The organism is Rivibacter subsaxonicus, assembly GCF_004217215.1.
Classification (GTDB): Bacteria; Pseudomonadota; Gammaproteobacteria; order Burkholderiales; family Burkholderiaceae_C; genus Rivibacter; species Rivibacter subsaxonicus.
Map to the genome: position 1 here is coordinate 1 of NZ_SHKP01000011.1, position 17,340 is coordinate 17,340.

At 68.1% G+C, this 17,340-nt stretch carries 14 protein-coding genes; 4 read left to right on the forward strand and 10 right to left on the reverse strand.

The genetic code is table 11. The features are described from left to right. Positions 1-187: 187 nt before the first annotated feature. Genes EV670_RS18305 through map form a run of 4 tightly spaced genes read right to left on the reverse strand, consistent with a single transcriptional unit; the run spans position 188 to position 4,220 of the window. Positions 188-382, reverse strand: a complete 195-nt coding sequence (locus EV670_RS18305) for a hypothetical protein (protein WP_130434873.1) — start codon at positions 380-382, stop codon at positions 188-190. After that, entirely contained in the window at positions 382-708 is a 327-nt protein-coding gene (locus EV670_RS18310; RefSeq protein ID WP_130434875.1) for a hypothetical protein, read from the reverse strand. Before EV670_RS18310 ends, EV670_RS18305 begins: the two co-directional genes overlap by 1 nt. A gap of 51 nt (positions 709-759) precedes the next feature. Beyond that, complete coding sequence (locus tag EV670_RS18315; protein WP_130434877.1) at positions 760-3,363, reverse strand: [protein-PII] uridylyltransferase; 2,604 nt, start codon at positions 3,361-3,363, stop codon at positions 760-762. Positions 3,364-3,395: 32 nt separating this feature from the next. Further along, entirely contained in the window at positions 3,396-4,220 is an 825-nt protein-coding gene (map, locus tag EV670_RS18320) for a type I methionyl aminopeptidase (protein ID WP_130434879.1), read from the reverse strand. Positions 4,221-4,320: 100 nt separating this feature from the next. Here map and purL point away from each other — a divergent pair, with 100 nt between their 5' ends. Then, on the forward strand, positions 4,321-8,322 hold the full coding sequence (purL, locus tag EV670_RS18325) for a phosphoribosylformylglycinamidine synthase (protein WP_130434881.1): 4,002 nt from the start codon (positions 4,321-4,323) through the stop codon (positions 8,320-8,322). 15 nt (positions 8,323-8,337) lie between these two features. On the opposite strand, the gene EV670_RS18330 is transcribed toward purL, so the two are convergent. Beyond that, positions 8,338-9,354 carry an LLM class flavin-dependent oxidoreductase gene (locus tag EV670_RS18330; protein ID WP_207225110.1) on the reverse strand — a complete coding sequence of 339 codons (1,017 nt, stop codon included), beginning with the start codon at positions 9,352-9,354 and terminating at the stop codon, positions 8,338-8,340. Positions 9,355-9,448: 94 nt separating this feature from the next. Here EV670_RS18330 and EV670_RS18335 point away from each other — a divergent pair, with 94 nt between their 5' ends. Continuing rightward, positions 9,449-10,192 carry an acetyltransferase domain-containing protein gene (locus tag EV670_RS18335; RefSeq protein WP_130434883.1) on the forward strand — a complete coding sequence of 248 codons (744 nt, stop codon included), beginning with the start codon at positions 9,449-9,451 and terminating at the stop codon, positions 10,190-10,192. Positions 10,193-10,265: 73 nt separating this feature from the next. Here the strand turns inward: EV670_RS18335 and EV670_RS18340 are convergent, their stop codons facing one another. From EV670_RS18340 to EV670_RS18360, 5 genes are all read right to left on the reverse strand, one after another. Next, on the reverse strand, positions 10,266-11,081 hold the full coding sequence (locus tag EV670_RS18340; RefSeq protein ID WP_130434885.1) for a peptidylprolyl isomerase: 816 nt from the start codon (positions 11,079-11,081) through the stop codon (positions 10,266-10,268). A 76-nt stretch (positions 11,082-11,157) separates the two neighbouring features. Beyond that, on the reverse strand, positions 11,158-11,466 hold the full coding sequence (locus EV670_RS18345) for a BolA family protein (protein ID WP_130434887.1): 309 nt from the start codon (positions 11,464-11,466) through the stop codon (positions 11,158-11,160). Next, complete coding sequence (locus tag EV670_RS18350) at positions 11,463-12,095, reverse strand: septation protein A (protein ID WP_130434889.1); 633 nt, start codon at positions 12,093-12,095, stop codon at positions 11,463-11,465. Before EV670_RS18350 ends, EV670_RS18345 begins: the two co-directional genes overlap by 4 nt. Next, a complete protein-coding gene (gene msrB, locus EV670_RS18355) occupies positions 12,092-12,523 on the reverse strand; it encodes a peptide-methionine (R)-S-oxide reductase MsrB (RefSeq protein WP_130434891.1) in 432 nt (143 codons plus the stop codon). Before msrB ends, EV670_RS18350 begins: the two co-directional genes overlap by 4 nt. Beyond that, complete coding sequence (locus EV670_RS18360) at positions 12,520-13,968, reverse strand: protein adenylyltransferase SelO (protein WP_130434971.1); 1,449 nt, start codon at positions 13,966-13,968, stop codon at positions 12,520-12,522. Before EV670_RS18360 ends, msrB begins: the two co-directional genes overlap by 4 nt. A 204-nt stretch (positions 13,969-14,172) precedes the next feature. Between EV670_RS18360 and EV670_RS18365 the strand changes: the two genes are divergently transcribed. Together EV670_RS18365 and EV670_RS18370 are read left to right on the forward strand one after the other, a co-directional pair. After that, the gene (locus EV670_RS18365) at positions 14,173-15,804 is read left to right on the forward strand and encodes a 3-(methylthio)propionyl-CoA ligase (RefSeq protein ID WP_130434973.1); all 1,632 of its coding nucleotides are present in this window, start codon (positions 14,173-14,175) and stop codon (positions 15,802-15,804) included. A 146-nt stretch (positions 15,805-15,950) separates the two neighbouring features. After that, positions 15,951-17,189, forward strand: coding sequence for a branched-chain amino acid ABC transporter substrate-binding protein (locus tag EV670_RS18370; protein WP_423213597.1), 1,239 nt, complete (start codon positions 15,951-15,953; stop codon positions 17,187-17,189). The last annotated feature ends 151 nt before the right edge of the window (positions 17,190-17,340 follow it).

Genomic DNA, 17,340 nt, shown 5'->3' on the forward strand with positions numbered 1-17,340 from the left:
GCGGTGAAGGCCGCGATGATGCAGTACAAGTGCGTGGCCGGCGCCGGCGAGGTGCGTGCGGTGCAGGAGTTCAGCTTCAAGATCGACTGACGAGCACTCGCGCTTTGCCGAGGCGCGGCTTCGGCAGCGCCAACGAAAAGGGCCACCGAGAGGTGGCCCTTTGCTTTAGGTCGCGCTTGATCGCGGCTCAGTCGCCTTTCAGGCGCTTGACGATCGCGGCGCCGGTGAGCAACTCGAGTTGCGTCTCGAGGCGGATCACGCGGCCGGTGAGCTCTTCCAGCTTCTGCTGATGAAGCTTGAGGGCCTCGGACTGCCGCGTCACCTTGTCCTCAAGCTTGATCATCGAGGTCAGCGCGCCCCAGACGCGTTCGGTGACTCCCATCAGGCGGCCTTGCGTGACACTGAACGTGGCGCCGCGCGGCGCGGCCCGGCGCCAGCGGCCTTGGCCTCCATCGCGGCAATGCGCTTGTTGCTGGCTTCGATGAAGTCGAGGGCGTCATCGATCGAGGCCGCGGCCCGCTCGGCGGCCGCCTTGGCTGCATCGGCCAGCGTCGCCAGTTCCTCGTCGGCCTCGGCCGACTGGTAGGCAAAGGCGCCGCGCCGCATCAGTTCGGCGATCGGCAGGTCGAGCTTCCTGGCCTTGGCGACGATGGCCTTCTTGTCCTCGGCCGTGGTCTGGACCACGATGCGTTCGACGGCTTCGGCCATGAGGTCTCCTGGATGGCGTGTGACATGTACAGTGTATGTACATGTCGGGTGCTATGCAATCGCGTCGAGCAATTCGCTCTCGATCTCGAGCTGGCGCCTGTTCTGCTGCAGCGAGGCGCCGTCGACCAGGAAGGTGTCCTCGACCCGCTCGCCCAGCGTCGTGATCTTGGCCAGTTGCAGGTTGATCTCGTGCCGGGCCAGCACGCGTGCGATCGCGTAGAGCAGCCCGGAGCGGTCGCTGGCCGAGACCGTGAGCAGCCAGCGCTGCGCGCGCTCATCGGGCCGCAGCGAGACGCGCGGCGTGACCGGGAAGCTGCGCACCCGCCGCGACAGCCGCCCGCGGCTGGGCTCGGGCAGGGCCTCGTCGGTCGCCAGGGCCTTGCCGAGTTGCGTCTCGACCAGCGAGATCAGGTCGCGATAGCTCATGTCCTGGTTCTTGTCGATGTGCGGCGAGATGACCTGGAAGGTGTCGAGCGCGTAGCCGGTGCGCGTGGTGTGGATCTTGGCGTCGAGGATGTTGAACGCGGCCTGGTCGAAGTAGCCGCAGATGCGGGCGAAGAGGTCGGGCCGGTCGGGCGCATAGACCAGCACCTGCAGGCCTTCGCCGATCGGGCTCGGCCGCGCGCGCACCACCGCCGCCAGGCTCTGGACATGGCGATGCAGCGAGCGCGCGTGCCAGGCGATGTCGGCCGCGTCGTGGCGCGCGAAATAGCTGATCTCGAGCGTGTCCCACAGCGCCTGCTCGGTGCCGGGCAGCAGCGAGTAGAGGTTGAGCACATGCCGCGCCTCCTGCTTGCGGGCCTCGATCTCGGCCTCGGCGTTCGGCTTGGCGCCGCCCAGCGCGCGCAGCGTGGTGCGGTAGAGGTCCTCGAGCAGCTTGCTCTTCCACGCATTCCAGACCTTGGGGCTGGTGCCGCGGATGTCGGCCACCGTGAGCAGGTACAGCGCCACCAGCCGCCGCGGGCTGCCGACCTTGCGCGCGAAGGCGCCGATCACCTCGGGGTCAGACAGGTCTTCCTTCTGCGCGATGCGGCTCATCGTCAGGTGCTCGCGCACCAGGAACTCGACCAGCTGCGCGTCCTCGCGCTCGATGCCGTGGTCACGACAGAAGCGCCGCACCTCGGTGCCACCGAGCTCGGAGTGGTCGCCGCCACGACCCTTGGCAACGTCGTGGAACAGGGCGGCGATGTAGAGCAGCCAGGGCTTGTCGAAGCCGGCCGCGAGCTGCGAGCAGAACGGGTACTCGTGAGCGTGCTCGGGGATGAAGAAGCGCCGCACGTTGCGCAGCACCATCAGGATGTGCTGGTCCACGGTGTAGACGTGGAACAGGTCATGCTGCATCTGGCCGACGATGCGCCGGAACACCCACAGGTAGCGCCCCAGCACCGAGGTCTGGTTCATCAGCCTGAAGGCGTGGGTCTGTCCCTGCGGCGCCTGCAGGATCTGCATGAACAGCGCGCGGTTGGCCGGGTCGATCCGGAACTTGCCATCCATCAGCTCGCGCGAGTTGTAGAGCGCGCGCAGCGTGCGTGCCGACAGCCCCTTGATGCCGACCGATTGCTGGAAGACCAGGAAGGTTTCGAGGATGGCGTGGCGGTCGCGCTGGTAGAGATCGTCGCTGGCAACCTCAAGCATGCCGCCGCGGTCGAAGAACTTCTCGCTGATCGGCCGCATCGGCGCGTCCTGCGAACCGCTGACCCGCTCCTCGATGTTGAGCATCAGGATCTGGTTGAGCTGGGTCACCGCCTTCGCGGCCCAGTAGTAGCGGTGCATCAGCGCCTCGGAGGCGCGCCGTTCGCGGGTGTGCTCGTAGCCGAAGCTCTCGGCCACCGCGGTCTGCAGGTCGAACACGAGTCGGTCTTCGCGCCGTCCGGCCACCATGTGCAGGCGCGCGCGGATCAGCTTGAGCACGCCCTCGTTGCGCTGCAGTTGCTTGACTTCGAAGGGCGTGGCCAGGCCCTTGGCAGCCAGCTGCTGCCAGGTCTTGCCGAGCCCTGCCGCGCGCGCGACCCAGATCAGGATCTGCAGGTCGCGCAGCCCGCCCGGGCTTTCCTTGCAGTTGGGCTCGAGCGAGTAGGGCGTGTCCTCGTACTTCACGTGGCGCTGGCGCATCTCCAGCGTCTTGGCGCGCAGGAAGGCGCTCGGGTCGAGCGTCTCGGCGTGGGCGCGACGGAAGCGGTCGAACAGGCGCTTGCTGCCGGCCAGCAGGCGGCTCTCCATCAGCGCGGTCTGGACCGTGACATCGCGCTCGGCCTCGCGCACGCAGTCGGCCACGGTGCGCACGCTCGAGCCGATCTCGAGGCCGATGTCCCAGCATGCCGTGATGAAGGCTTCGATCGCCGCGTTCAGCGCCGCGTCGTGATCGTCATCAGGCAGCAGCACGACGACGTCGACATCGGAGTAGGGAAACAGCTCGCCGCGGCCATAGCCGCCGACCGCCATCAGCGCCGCGGTGCGGGGCAAGCCCGACTGGGACCACAGGGTCTGCAGGCACTCGTCGACGTGGCGGGCCAGGTCGCGCAGCAGGCGACCGGCCGCCGAGGTGGTCGGGCGGGCGGCCGCGAAGGCCGCCAGCAGCTCGGCCTTGCCGTCGCGCAGGCGTGCCTTCAGCGCCGGCAACGCAACCGGCGCGGGCGTCTCGATCAGGGCCGACATCGGCGCTGTGCGCTCGCTGCTCGGGGCAGAACTCAGGCGGCGGCGGTCGCCGCGCTGCCGCTGATGAAGGCCGGCGGCGGCGGGCTGCCGGCCGAGAGCGTGAACACCTCGTAGCCGGTCTCGGTGACCAGCACCGTGTGTTCCCACTGGGCCGAGAGCGAGCGGTCCTTGGTGACGATGGTCCAGCCATCGCCCATCTCGCGGATCTCGCGGCGGCCGGCGTTGACCATCGGCTCGATCGTGAACACCATGCCCGGCACCAGTTCCTCGAGCGTGCCGGGGCGGCCGTAGTGCAGCACCTGCGGCTCCTCGTGGAACTTGCTGCCGATGCCATGGCCGCAGAACTCGCGCACGATCGAGAAGCCCTGGTTCTCGGTGAAGGTCTGGATCGCGTGGCCGATGTCTCCCAGCCGCACGCCGGGCCGGACCTTGGCGATGCCCTTCCACATCGCCTCGTAGGTGATGCTGCACAGCCGCCTGGCCGCGATGCCACCTTCGCCGACGATGTACATGCGGCTGGTGTCTCCGTGCCAGCCGTCCTTGATGACGGTGACGTCGATGTTGACGATGTCGCCGTTCTTGAGCACCTTGTCGTTCGGAATGCCGTGGCAGACCTGATGGTTGACCGAGGTGCAGATCGACTTGGGGTAGGGCGTGTAGCCCGGCGGCGCGTAGTTCAGCGGCGCTGGGATCGCCTGCTGCACGTGCACGATGTGGTCGTGGGCCAGCTTGTCGAGCTGCTCGGTGGTGATGCCTGGCTTGACATGCGGCGTGAGCATGTCCAGCACCTCGGAGGCCAGGCGGCCGGCCACGCGCATGAGTTCGATGTCGGCGGCGGTCTTGATCGTGATCGTCATGCCCGTGATTATCCCACCGGCCCCGTAAAATCGCGGGTTTACGCGAAAGCCTCCACAAGAGGATTCGCAGCCATCGCCTCCCATCGCAAGCCCGGCCCTCATGTCCTCCCCCAAGCACCTGAACCACTTCGAGGGCGGCAACGCACTCTCCACCTTTCGTGCCCAGGCGCTGCTGCCCAGGCTGCAGGCGGCCTGCACGCGCGTTGTCGGCGTTTCGGCGCGCCATGTGCACTGGGTCTGGACCGACGCGCCGCTGGCCGGTGCCGAGCGCAACAAGCTCGCGGCGCTGCTGGACTACGGCGATGCGGTGGCGAGTCCTCAGGATGGCGCGCTGGTGGTCGTGATGCCGCGCCTGGGCACGCTCTCGCCCTGGGCCAGCAAGGCCAGCGACATCGCCCACAACTGCGGTCTCGCCTCGGTGCACCGGGTCGAACGCGTCACCGAGTTCAGGCTCGCGCTCAGGAGCGGCCTGCTCGGTGCGGTCACGGGTGGCCCGAAGGCGCTGAGCGGCGACGAGCTCCAGGCCTGTGCCGCGCTGCTGCATGACCGCATGACCGAGAGCGTGGCCTTCGAGCGTGAGGCCGCGGTGCACCTGTTCGACGAGCAGCCGGCGCAGCCGCTGGCGCATGTGGACCTCCTGGGCGCCGGCCGCGGCGCGCTCGTTGCCGCCAACACCGAGTTCGGCCTGGCGCTGTCCGACGACGAGATCGACTACCTGGTGACGGCCTTCACCAGGCTCGGCCGCAACCCGAGCGACGTCGAGCTGATGATGTTCGCGCAGGCCAACAGCGAGCATTGCCGCCACAAGATCTTCAACGCGAAGTTCACGATCGACGGCCAGGAGCAGCCGCTGTCGATGTTTGGGATGATCCGCAACACCGAGAAGGCGAGCCCGCAGCACACCATCGTCGCCTACAACGACAACGCCTCGGTGATGGAGGGCGGCCTCGCCGAGCGCTGGCTGCCGCAGGGTTTCACCAACGCGCCGGTCTACGGCCCGCGCGTCGAGACGACCCATGTGTTGATGAAGGTCGAGACCCACAACCATCCGACCGCGATCTCGCCGTTCCCTGGCGCCTCCACCGGCGCCGGCGGCGAGATCCGCGACGAGGGCGCCACCGGCCGCGGTGCGCGGCCCAAGGCGGGGCTGACCGGCTTCTCGGTCGGCAACCTGAACCTGCCCGGCACCGACGAACCGTGGGAGCGGGTGAAGATCGGCAAGCCCGAGCACATCGCCAGTCCGCTGCAGATCATGACCGAGGGCCCGCTCGGCGGCGCGGCCTTCAACAACGAGTTCGGCCGGCCCAACCTGGCCGGCTACTTCCGCGTCTGGGAGCAGGACGTGGCCGGCGTGCAGCGCGGCTATCACAAGCCGATCATGATCGCCGGCGGCCTGGGCTCGATCAGCGCGGCACAGACCAAGAAGCTGCAGTTCGCGGCCGGCACGCTGCTGATCCAGCTCGGTGGTCCCGGCATGCGCATCGGCATGGGCGGCGGCGCGGCCAGCTCGATGGCAGCCGGCACCAACACCGCGGCACTCGACTTCGACTCGGTGCAGCGCGGCAACCCCGAGATCCAGCGTCGCGCGCAGGAGGTCATCAACCACTGCTGGGCGCTGGGCGACAACAACCCGATCGTCGCGATCCACGATGTCGGCGCCGGCGGCATTAGCAACGCCTTCCCGGAACTGGTCGACGGCGCCGGCAAGGGCGCGCTGTTCGACCTGCGGAAGGTCCCGCTCGAGGAGAGCGGCCTGGCACCCAAGGAAATCTGGTGCAACGAGAGCCAGGAGCGCTACACGCTGGCGGTGAACCCCGACCTGCTGCCGCTGTTCACGCAGATGTGCGAGCGCGAGCGCTGCCCCTTCGGCATCGTCGGTGTCGCCACCGATGACCCGACGCTGATCCTCGAGGACGGCCCCGGCGGCGAGCGCGTGATCGACATGCCGATGGAGGTGCTGCTCGGCAAGCCGCCGAAGGTGCATCGCGACGTCCGGCGTGTAGCGCGCGCCGAGAAGCCGCTGGATCTCACCGGCGTCAGGCTCGACGACGTGGCCTTCAGCGTGCTGCGCCATCCGACCGTGGCCTCCAAGCGCTTCCTGGTGACGATCGGCGACCGCACGGTCGGTGGCCTCAATCACCGCGACCAGATGGTCGGCCCGTGGCAGGTGCCGGTGGCCGACTGCGCCGTCACGCTGGCCGACTACACGGGCTTCCGCGGCGAGGCGATGAGCATGGGCGAGCGCACGCCGCTGGCCGCGCTGGACGCGCCGGCCTCGGGCCGGATGGCGGTGGCCGAGAGCATCACCAACCTGCTCGCGGCGCCGATCGAGCTCTCTCGCGTCAAGCTCAGTGCCAACTGGATGGCGGCCTGCGGCGAGCCGGGCGAGGACGCCGCGCTCTACGAGACGGTCAAGGCGGTCGGCATGGAGCTGTGCCCGGCGCTCGGCGTCGGCATCCCGGTCGGCAAGGATTCTCTTTCGATGCGCACGCGCTGGAGCGAAGGCGGCGAGGCCAAACAGGTCACCGCGCCGGTGAGCCTGATCGTCACCGCCTTCGCCTCGCTCGACGACGTGCGGCCCACGCTGACGCCGCAACTGCAGCCGGGCGACACCAGCCTGGTGCTGGTCGACCTCGGCAATGGTCGCAATCGCATGGCCGGCTCGATGCTGGCCCAGGTGCTGAACCAGTTCGGCGATGAAGTCCCCGATCTCGACGACCCGCAGTGCCTGAAGGCGCTGGTCGCCGCGATCAACGAACTGCGCGGCGCCGGCCATCTGCTGGCCTATCACGACCGCAGCGACGGCGGCCTGTGGGCTGCCGCCTGCGAGATGGCTTTTGCCGGACACACCGGCCTGAGCCTCAACGTCGACCTGCTGGTCACCGAGAGCGACGGCATCAAGGACAGCCGCGCCGAATTCGGCGACTCCAAGAACTGGGCCGGCCAGGTGAGCGAACGCCGCAACGAGCTCACGCTCAAGGCGCTGTTCAACGAGGAACTCGGTGCCCTGATTCAGGTGCCGACAGCGCAGCGCGACGCGGTGATGGCGGTGCTGCGCAAGCATGGCCTCTCGCAGCACAGCCACGTGGTCGGCAAGCCCAACGACAAGGGCATCGTCGAGGTCTGGCGTGACGCGAAGACCGTGTTCGCCGCACCGCTGCGCGAGCTTCAGCAGAGCTGGGACGAGGTCAGCTGGCGCATCGCGCGGCTGCGCGACAACCCGGCCTGCGCCGACAGCGAGCATGAGCACGCGGGCCGCTCCGACGACGCCGGCCTGCACCTGAAGCTCGGCTTCGATCCGGCCGAGGACGTGGCGGCGCCCTTCATCAACGGTGGCGCGCGGCCGAAGCTGGCGATCCTGCGCGAGCAGGGCGTCAACTCGCATGTGGAGATGAGCCGTGCGATGCACATCGCCGGCTTCGACACCTACGACGTCCACATGAGCGACCTGCAGGCTGGCCGTGCCCGGCTCGAGCAGTTCAAGGGCTTCATCGCCTGCGGCGGCTTCAGCTACGGCGACACGCTCGGTGCCGGCGAGGGATGGGCCCGCTCGGTGATGTTCAACCCGGCTCTGGCAGAGCAGTTCGCGGCCTTCTTCGGGCGCACCGACAGCTTCGCGCTCGGCGTCTGCAACGGCTGCCAGATGATGGCGGCTCTCAGCCCGATCATTCCGGGCGCGCAGGACTGGCCCAAGTTCACCCGCAACAGGAGCGAGCAGTTCGAGGCGCGGCTGAGCATGGTCGAGGTGCTGGAAAGCCCGAGCCTGTTCTTTCAGGGCATGGAGGGCAGCCGCATGCCGATTGCCGTCGCCCACGGCGAGGGCTACGCCGACTTCTCGCAGCGCGGTGACGCCGCCAAGGTGCAGCGCGCGATGCGCTTCGTCGACAACGCGGGCAAGCCGGCCGAGGCCTATCCCGCCAACCCCAACGGCAGCCCCGACGGCCTGACCGCGGTCACCACCGCCGACGGCCGCTTCACCGTGCTGATGCCGCACCCCGAGCGCGTGTTCCGCAACATCCAGATGAGTTGGACCAGCGGCGATCGCAGCGAGCTCAGCCCGTGGATGCGGATGTTCCGCAACGCGCGCAAGTGGGTGGGTTGAGCCCCGCGTGCTGAATCAGGCGGCCGGCGCGGCGGTGCCCAGTTCGGGCCGCAGCGCCGCCAGTCGCGTGTAGGAGTCCAGCCGCGCGGCGTGATCGTGAACGGCGCAGGTGACGATCAGTTCGTTGGCGCCGGTCTGTTCGACGATGGTGCGCAGTCGCTCGCGCACCGTGGCGGCCGAACCCACGGCAGCGACGCTCAGCATCCGCTCGACGCCGATCCGCTCGGCCTCGCTCCACAGCCCGTCCATCGACGCCACCGGTCGCGGCAGCGGACCGCGGATGCCGCGCTGCATGCCGAGGAAACGCTGCTGCAGCGAGGTGAACAGATGCGCCGCTTCGGCGTCGGTCTCGGCCGCGATCACGTTGACGCCGATCGCGGCATAGGGCCGGGCCAGCGCCTTTGACGGCCTGAAGCGCTCGCGATAGATCTGCAGCGCCTGCAGCAGCATCGCCGGCGCGAAGTGCGAGGCAAAGGCGAAGGGCAGTCCGAGCAGCGCGGCGACCTGCGCGCTGTAGAGACTGGAACCGAGCAGCCAGATCGGCACCTCGGTACCGATGCCGGGGATGGCGCGCACCGCCATGCCCGGCTGCGGCGGGCCGAGGTAGGCCTGCAACTCGCGCACGTCGTCGATGAAGCCGTCCTCGTCCTGCACCAGCGTGCGGCGCAGCGCGCGCATCGTCAGCTGGTCGGTGCCGGGCGCGCGGCCGAGGCCGAGGTCGATGCGATCGGGGAACAGCGTGGCCAGCGTGCCGAACTGTTCGGCGATCACCAGCGGCGCGTGATTGGGCAGCATCACGCCACCGGAGCCGACGCGGATGCGCTCGGTGCCGGCGGCCACATGGCCGACCAGCACCGCCGTGGCCGAACTCGCCACGCCCTCCATGTTGTGGTGCTCGGCCAGCCAGTAGCGGTGGTAGCCAAGAGACTCGGCGTGGCGTGCCAGGGCGAGCGTGTGGCGCAGCGCCTGGGCGGCGTCGCTGCCTTCGACGATCGGCGACAGGTCGAGGACGGAGAGAGGAATCGGATTCACGGCCTCAGTGTAGGAAGCTCAGCCTTGTCCCGCAGCGGCCGCGTCCGATGCCCCCGCTGCCGCCGGGCCTGGCCTGCCGCGAGAATGCACGCCGATGAAAGATGTTGCAGCGCATGCCCCGCGCCACTCGTTGCGCTTCGACCGTCTCGACGCGCTGCGCGGCTTCGCGCTCGTGTGGATGGCGGTCTTTCACGTCTGCTTCGACCTCGCCCACCTGAAGCTCGTCGACGGCTGGAACTTCTACCGCGACCCGTTCTGGACCACCCAGCGCAGCATCATCGTCAGCCTGTTCCTGCTCTGCGCCGGCATGGGCCAGGCGATCGCTCATGCGCAAGGGCAGGGTTGGCCGCGCTTCTGGCGGCGCTGGGCGCAGGTGGCGGGTTGCGCGCTGCTGGTGTCGGCCGGCTCCTGGCTGATGTTCCCGAACAGCTTCATCCACTTCGGCGTGCTGCACGCCATCGCGGTGATGCTGATCGTGGTGCGGCTCAGTGCCGACTGGGGTCGCTGGCTCTGGCTGGCGGGCTTGATCGCGGTGCTGCTGCCCCAGTTCGTGCAGCACGAGTTGTTCAACGTCCGCGCGCTCAACTGGACCGGCCTCGTGACCCGCAGGCCGGTCACCGAGGACTACGTGCCGCTGCTGCCGTGGCTCGGCGTGATGTGGTGGGGCATGGCGCTCGGCCAGGCGCTGCTCGCGCATCGGCCGCAATGGCTGGCCGGGCATCTGGCGCGGCCGTTGCAGCCGCTCGCCGTGCTCGGACGCTGGAGCCTGAGCTTCTACATGCTGCACCAGCCGGTGCTGATCGGCTTGCTGCTGGCGTGGCGGTGGCTGGCCGGCTGAGCATATGAGCACATGAGCACCACCAATGCAAACGGGCACCCGAAGGTGCCCGTCGTGTGGCGCTTGCGCGAGATCAGCTGCCGAACTTGTAGTCGGTCTTGGCCTTGGTGCGCAGTTCGTCGCGGTAGGCGGCGAGCTTCTGCTGCGTCAGGCGCTGCTGGATCTGCGGCTTGACTTCCTCGATCGGCGGGAAGGTCGCGGCGCGGATGTCATCGACCTTGATGATGTGCCAGCCGAACTGGCTCTTCACCGGCGTGTCGGTCATCTGGCCCTTGCCGAGCGCGACCATCGCGTTCGAGAACTCGGGCACGTAGCCGCCGGGCGCGGCCCAGTCGAGATCACCGCCCTTGGCGGCCGAGCCGGGGTCCTTGCTGTTCTTCTTGGCCATCTCGTCGAAGCTGGCGCCGCCCTTGATCATCTTGATGATGCCGATGGCGTCCTCTTCCTTCTCGACCAGGATATGGCGGGCGCGGAATTCCTTGTCGCCGGCCGCGGCCTTGAACTTGTTGTACTCGGCCAGCACCTCGGCGTCGCTGACCGGGTTGTTCTTCTGGAAGTCGGCGAACAGCTCGCGGATCAGGATCGACTGGCGGGCCAGCTCGATCTGCTGCCGGTAGTCGGCGCTGGCGCTGAGGCCCTTGCGCTCGGCTTCCTGCATGAAGATCTCGCGCAGCACGACCTCGTCCTTGATCTGCTGCTCGAGTTCGGGCGTGCGCGGCTGGGCCTGCGGACCCTTGGCGATCTGGTTCAGCAGCACCTCGGCGCGGGCCTTGGGCACCGGCTTGCCGTTGACGACGGCGATGTTCTGCGCCTGGGCCAGCGCGGGGGCGAGGAGGGCGGCGGCGAAGGCAATCGACGACAGCCGGAGGGCGACAGTGGTGAACTTCATGCGAGGCAGGGCTGGTGGTGGGCGGGGCGCGGTGGATGTCGCCGGCGATGGCCGGCAACGTGGGGGTTCGGGGGCTTCAGCGCGGGCCGTTGGCTGCTGCTGCGGCCTCGGCCGGAGTGAGCGTCTGGAGCGCCAGCGCATGGATGCCGCGATGCATCCAGGGGCCCAGGGCATCATACACAAGGCGATGTCGCGCCACGCGAGGGGAAGCACTGAAGCGCTCGCTCACGATCTGCGCAAAAAAGTGGCGCCCGCTGGCGGCGCCGGCATGGCCGGCGTGCTGATGGCTGTCATCGCGCACGACGAGTTCGATGGCATCGGGAAAGGCGCTGCGCAACGCCGCCTCGACCTCGGCCGCGGACGGAAAGGCCGGCTGCGCGCTCACTTGCCGGCCTCGTCCTCGGCCTTCATGTGACGGCTGAGGTAGAGACCCTGCACCAGCGTGAACAGCAGCAGCAGGCCGGTGGTGCCGAATACCTTGAAGTTGACCCAGGTCGCGGTTTCGTAGCTGTACGCCACGTAGAGATTGAGCAGGCCGAGGAAGGCGAAGAAGCCGATCCACATCAGGTTGAGCGAGCGCCAGACGGCGGCCGGCAATTCCATCTGCGCGCCGAGCAGCACCTGCAGCAGGTTCTTCCTGAAGATCGCCTGGCTGCCCCAGAACACCAGGCCCATGACCCAGTAGAGCAGCGTGGGCTTCCACTTGATGAAGGTGTCGTTGTGGAACCAGACCGTGAGCCCGCCGAGCACGGTGACCAGCCCCAGGCTGACCCACAACATGGTGTCGACCTTCTTGCGGCGCGCCAGCAACCAGCCGATCTGCGCGAAGGTGGCGACGATCACGACCAGCGTGGCCAGCAGCACCGGCGCCTCCTTCGGACCGACGGTGCCGCCCGAAACCAAAAAGCCGAAATGCTGGCTGGCGAAGGCGGCGGCGGCGTCGGCGTTGCCTTCGGCAATGCGGAAGGCGACGAAGAACAGGAGGATCGGCAGGAAATCGAGCAGCAGTTTCATCGGGAAGGGGTTTGAGCTTGCGGCGCGAAGTCTAGCGAGGCCGAGTTGATGCAGTAGCGCTCGCCGGTGGCGGTGGGGCCGTCGTCGAAGACATGGCCGAGGTGGGCGCCGCAGTCCATGCAACGCACCTCGACGCGCGTCATGCCATGGCTGCGATCGACCACCCGCTCGATCAGTTCCGCGCGCAGCGCCCGGTCGTAGCTGGGCCAGCCGCAGCCGGCGTCGAACTTGGTAGCGCTCTCGAACAGCGGTGCCCCGCAGCAGACGCACTTGTAGACGCCATTCTCCCAGTGATCCCAGAACTTGCCACTGAAGGCGCGTTCGGTGGCGGCGTGGCGCGTCACCTCGAAGGCCATCGGCTCGAGTTGCTCGCGCCAGGCCGACTCGGGCTTGGCGATCTTGCGCGGGGAGGCGGGCTTGTCGCTCATGATGAACAGGACACCTCGATCTGGTCGGCGCCGGGGGGCGGGAAGGCGGCGTAGGCGGCGGGGGCCGTCGCCTGTTCGTCGTACGGGCGGGCCAGGACTTTCATCAATCGCCCGATCTCGTCGAAGTCACCGGCCTCGGCGGCTTCGATCGCGGATTGCGCCAGGTGGTTTCGCAGTACGAACTTCGGGTTGGCCGAGTTCATGCGCACGGCGCGCTCGGCGTCGTCGCTCTGCTCGGTGCGCAGTCGCTCGGCGTAGCGCCCGGCCCAGGCGTCGAAGGCCGGGCGATCGATGAACAGGTCGCGCACGGGCTGCTGCGCATGGTCCGGCGCGGTCGAGAAGCCCGAGAGATGGCGAAACAGGATCGTGTAGTCGGTGCGCTCGGCGGCCATCAGGCGCAGCAGATCGTCGATCAGGGTCGCGTCGTCGGGCTGCTCGGTCGCGAGCCCGAACTTGGCGCGCATGCGCGCCGACAGGGCCGCCGACAGCGCGCTGCGATAGGGCTCGATGGCTTCCAGCGCGGCCTCGCTCGCCGCGTCCTCGTCGGCGCCCAGCTGCGGCAGCAATGCGGTCGCCAGTGCCTGCAGGTTCCACCAGGCGACACCGGGTTGGCGCGCGTAGGCGTAGCGCCCCTGGTGGTCGGAATGGTTGCAGACATGGCCGGGGTCGAAGCCATCGAGAAAGCCGAAGGGTCCGTAGTCGATCGTCAGCCCGAGCAGGCTCATGTTGTCGGTGTTCATCACGCCGTGGCAGAAGCCGACCGCTTGCCATTGGGCGATCAGCTCGGCGGTGCGGCGCGCCACCTCGGACAGCATCGCCGCGGCCGGCTGCGCGGCGCCGAGGCAGTCGGGAAAGTAGTTCGCCAGCGAGAAGTCGACCAGGCGCTGCAGCGACGCCAGGTCGCGCGCGGTGTGAGCGAAATGCTCGAAGTGGCCGAAGCGCAGGAAGCTGGGCGCCATCCGCGTCACCACCGCCGCCGTCTCCCAGCGCTCGCGGCGCACCGGCAATTGGGAGCCGGTCAGCGCCAGCGCACGCGTGCTCGGGATGCCGAGGCCGTGCATCGCCTCCGAGCACAGGTATTCGCGGATCGACGAGCGCAGAACGGCGCGGCCGTCGCCCATGCGCGAGTAGGGTGTCAGGCCGCTGCCCTTGAGCTGGATCTCCATCGGCCCGGCCGCCGATTCGATCTCGCCGAGCAGCAGTGCGCGGCCATCGCCAAGCTGGCCGGCCCAGACACCGAACTGGTGGCCGCTGTAGACGCTGGCGAAGGGGCTCATGCCCGGCCAGGTGGCGTTGCCGCTGAGGACGGCGAGTGCGCTGCCATCGTGCCAGTCGGCGGGCCAGCCGAGTTCGGCGGCCAGCGCGTCGTTGCGGGCCACCCAGTGCGGATCGGGCAGCGGCTCGGCGGCAAGCGCGGTGCCGAAGGCTGGGCCGAGCGCGGCCATCCGGTTGGGCCAGCGCGCGGCATTCGGGCCGCGCTCGAACGGGGCGGGCGCCAGCGGCAAGGAATCGAAGGCGGCGGACACCCCTCAGTCTATGCGGCGCCGCATTTCACGGCGCCCGCTAGGGTTGACCTGATCGTGAAGGCCGCAGTGGCTACCTATGATGCTGCGCAGCATGAACAACGCAGGAGACAGGGCATGGCCGCGATGATGGGCACCATGATGGAGATGCCGCTGTTGATCTCGAGCCTGATCGAGTTCGCGGCGCGACACCACCACGACGGCGAGATCGTCTCGCGCCGGGTGGTCGAGGGCGATCTGCATCGCTACACCTACCGCGAGGCCGCCGCGCGCTCGCGCAAGGTCGCGGGCGCGCTCGACCGCATGAAGCTCGGCTTCAGCGATCGGGTCGCGACCCTGGCCTGGAACGGCTACCGCCACTTCGAGCTCTATTTCGGCGTCAGCGGCAGCGGCCGCGTGGTGCACACCATCAACCCGCGCCTGGCGCCGGATCAGGTGGCGTGGATCGCCAACCATGCCGAGGACCAGGTGCTGTGCTTCGACATGAGCTTCCTGCCGATCGTCAAGGCGATCTGGAGCAAGTGCGAGACGGTGAAGCACTGGATCGCACTGTGCGAGCACGGCCAGCTGCCGGCCGACACCGGTATTCCCGGCTTGCGCAGCTACGAGGAGTGGATCGCCGGTGAGAGCGATGCCTATGCCTGGCCCGAGTTCGACGAGAAGAGCGCCGCCGCGCTCTGCTACACCAGCGGCACGACCGGCAACCCCAAGGGCGCGCTCTACAGCCACCGTTCGACGGTGCTGCACGCTTATGGTGCCGCGCTGCCGGACGCGATGAGCCTGTCGGCGCGCGACTGCGTGCTGCCGGTGGTGCCGATGTTCCACGTCAACGCCTGGGGCATTCCCTACGCGGCCGCAATGACCGGCTGCAAGCTGGTCTTTCCCGGCGCGGCGCTCGATGGCAAGTCGGTCTACGAGCTGATGGAGGGCGAACGCGTGACCATGTCGGCCGGCGTGCCAACCGTCTGGCTCGGCCTGCTCAACCACATGAAGCAGCATGGGTTGAAGCTGACGACGATGAGGCGCACGATCATCGGTGGCTCGGCCTGCCCGCCGGCGATGATCCGCGCCTTCAAGCAGGACTTCGGCGTGACGGTGCTGCATGCCTGGGGCATGACCGAGATGTCGCCGCTGGGCACGGTGTGCAACCTGAAGCTCCCGCAGCTCGAACTGGACGAGGAGGCGCAGTTCGCGATCATGACCCGCCAGGGGCGTGCGATCTTCGGCGTCGAGATGAAGATCGTCGATCCCGATGGCAAGGAGCTGCCATGGGACGGCATCAGCAGCGGCGACCTGCTGGTCAAGGGGCCGTGGATCGTTTCGGGCTACTTCAAGGGCGAAGGTGGCAATCCCCTGATCGACGGCTGGTTCCCAACCGGCGACGTGGCGGCGATCGACCCCGACGGCTTCCTGCTCATCACCGATCGCAGCAAGGACGTCATCAAGTCGGGCGGCGAGTGGATCAGCTCGATCGAGGTCGAGAACATCGCGATGGCCCATCCTGCGGTGGCGATGGCCGCCTGTATCGCAGCCGTGCACCCGAAGTGGGACGAGCGGCCGCTACTGGTGGTGGTGAAGAAGCCGGGCGCCGAGGTCTCGCGCGAGGAACTGCTGGCCTTCTACGAGGGCAAGACCGCCAAGTGGCAGGTGCCCGACGACGTCGTCTTCGTCGACGCGATTCCGCTCGGCGCCACCGGCAAGATGCAGAAGATCAAGCTGCGCGAGCAGTTCCGCGACTACCGTCTGCCGACGGCCTGAGGGCGATGCGCGATGTCGACTACGGGACAGCCTGTGTCGGGTAGTCCCTGAACCCCGCAGCGCAGCAATCGCCTTAACCTTTTGAGTCGATCAAAACACGCCGGACGCCGGCACCCAAGGAGACAACGATGCATTTCACGAGACGGATGTTCGGTCTGACGGTTGGCGCCTCGATGGCACTGAGTGCCGGCGTGGCCTTCGCGCAAAAGGGCGAGACGGTCAAGATCGCGTGGATCGACCCGTTGACGGGCCTGATGGCGCCGGTCGGCCAGAACCAGGTTAAGAGCTTCCAGTTCTTCGCCGAGAAGTTCAGCAACGATCCCAAGCTCAATCCGGCCGGCGTGAAGTTCGAGGTCATCCCGATCGACAACAAGCTGAGCCCGACCGAGAGCCTGAACGCGCTCAAGGCCGCCATCGACCAGGGCGTGCGCTACATCACCCAGGGCAACGGCTCCTCGGTCGCCGGCGCGCTGATCGACGCTGTAGCCAAGCACAACGAGCGCAACCCGGGCAAGGAAATCGTCTTCCTGAACCACTCGGCGGTGGACCCCGACTTCACCAACAGCAAGTGCAACTACTGGCACTTCCGCTTCGACGCCGACACCTCGATGAAGATGGAGGCGCTGACCACCTTCATCAAGGAGGCCCAGCCCGACGTCAAGAAGGTCTACCTGCTCAACCAGAACTACTCGCACGGCCAGCAGGTGGCGCGCTTCGCCAAGGAACTGCTGGGGCAGAAGCGGCCCGACGTGCAGATCGTCGGCGAGGATCTGCACCCGCTGGCCCAGGTGCGTGACTTCGCGCCCTACATCGCCAAGATCAAGGCCTCGGGTGCCGACACCGTGATCACCGGCAACTGGGGTTCCGACCTCTCGCTGCTGATGAAGGCGGCCACCGAAGGCGGCTTCAACGGCAAGTTCTTCACCTACTACACCGGTGTCAGCGGCACGCCGACCGCGCTCGGCAGCAACGGCGCCGGCCGCATCTTCCAGGCCTCGTACAGCCACTACAACATGGGCGGCCAGGCCCAGCTGTGGGCCGACGAGTTCAAGAAGAAGTTCAACGACGACTTCTACACGAGCTCGGTGATCCGGATCTACAGCATCCTGAGCACGGCGATGGCCAAGGCCAAGTCGACCGATCCGGTCAAGGTCGCCGCCGCGATGGAAGGCCTCAAGTTCAACGGCCAGATCAACGGCGAGGTCGAGATGCGCAAGGCCGACCACCAGCTCCAGCAGCCGCTCTACATCGTGGTCTGGCAGAAGGCCGATGCCAAGTTCCCGTACAGCCCCGAGAACACCGGCATGACGCTGGCGCCGGTCAAGGAGTACCCGGCCTATGTGTCGAGCACGCCGACGAGCTGCCAGATGAAGCGCCCGTCCTGAGCGCTGCCGGCCCGGGTCTGGCCGGGCTAGGGCCTGTTAACGCTACCGGAGGACTCGCGTGACCCAGGAAACAAAGGCCATCAAGGCGCAAAGCGCAGCCGGGGTCGGCCCCCGGCGAGCTTTGCAACGCCGAGGGCCGCAGTTTCCTGGG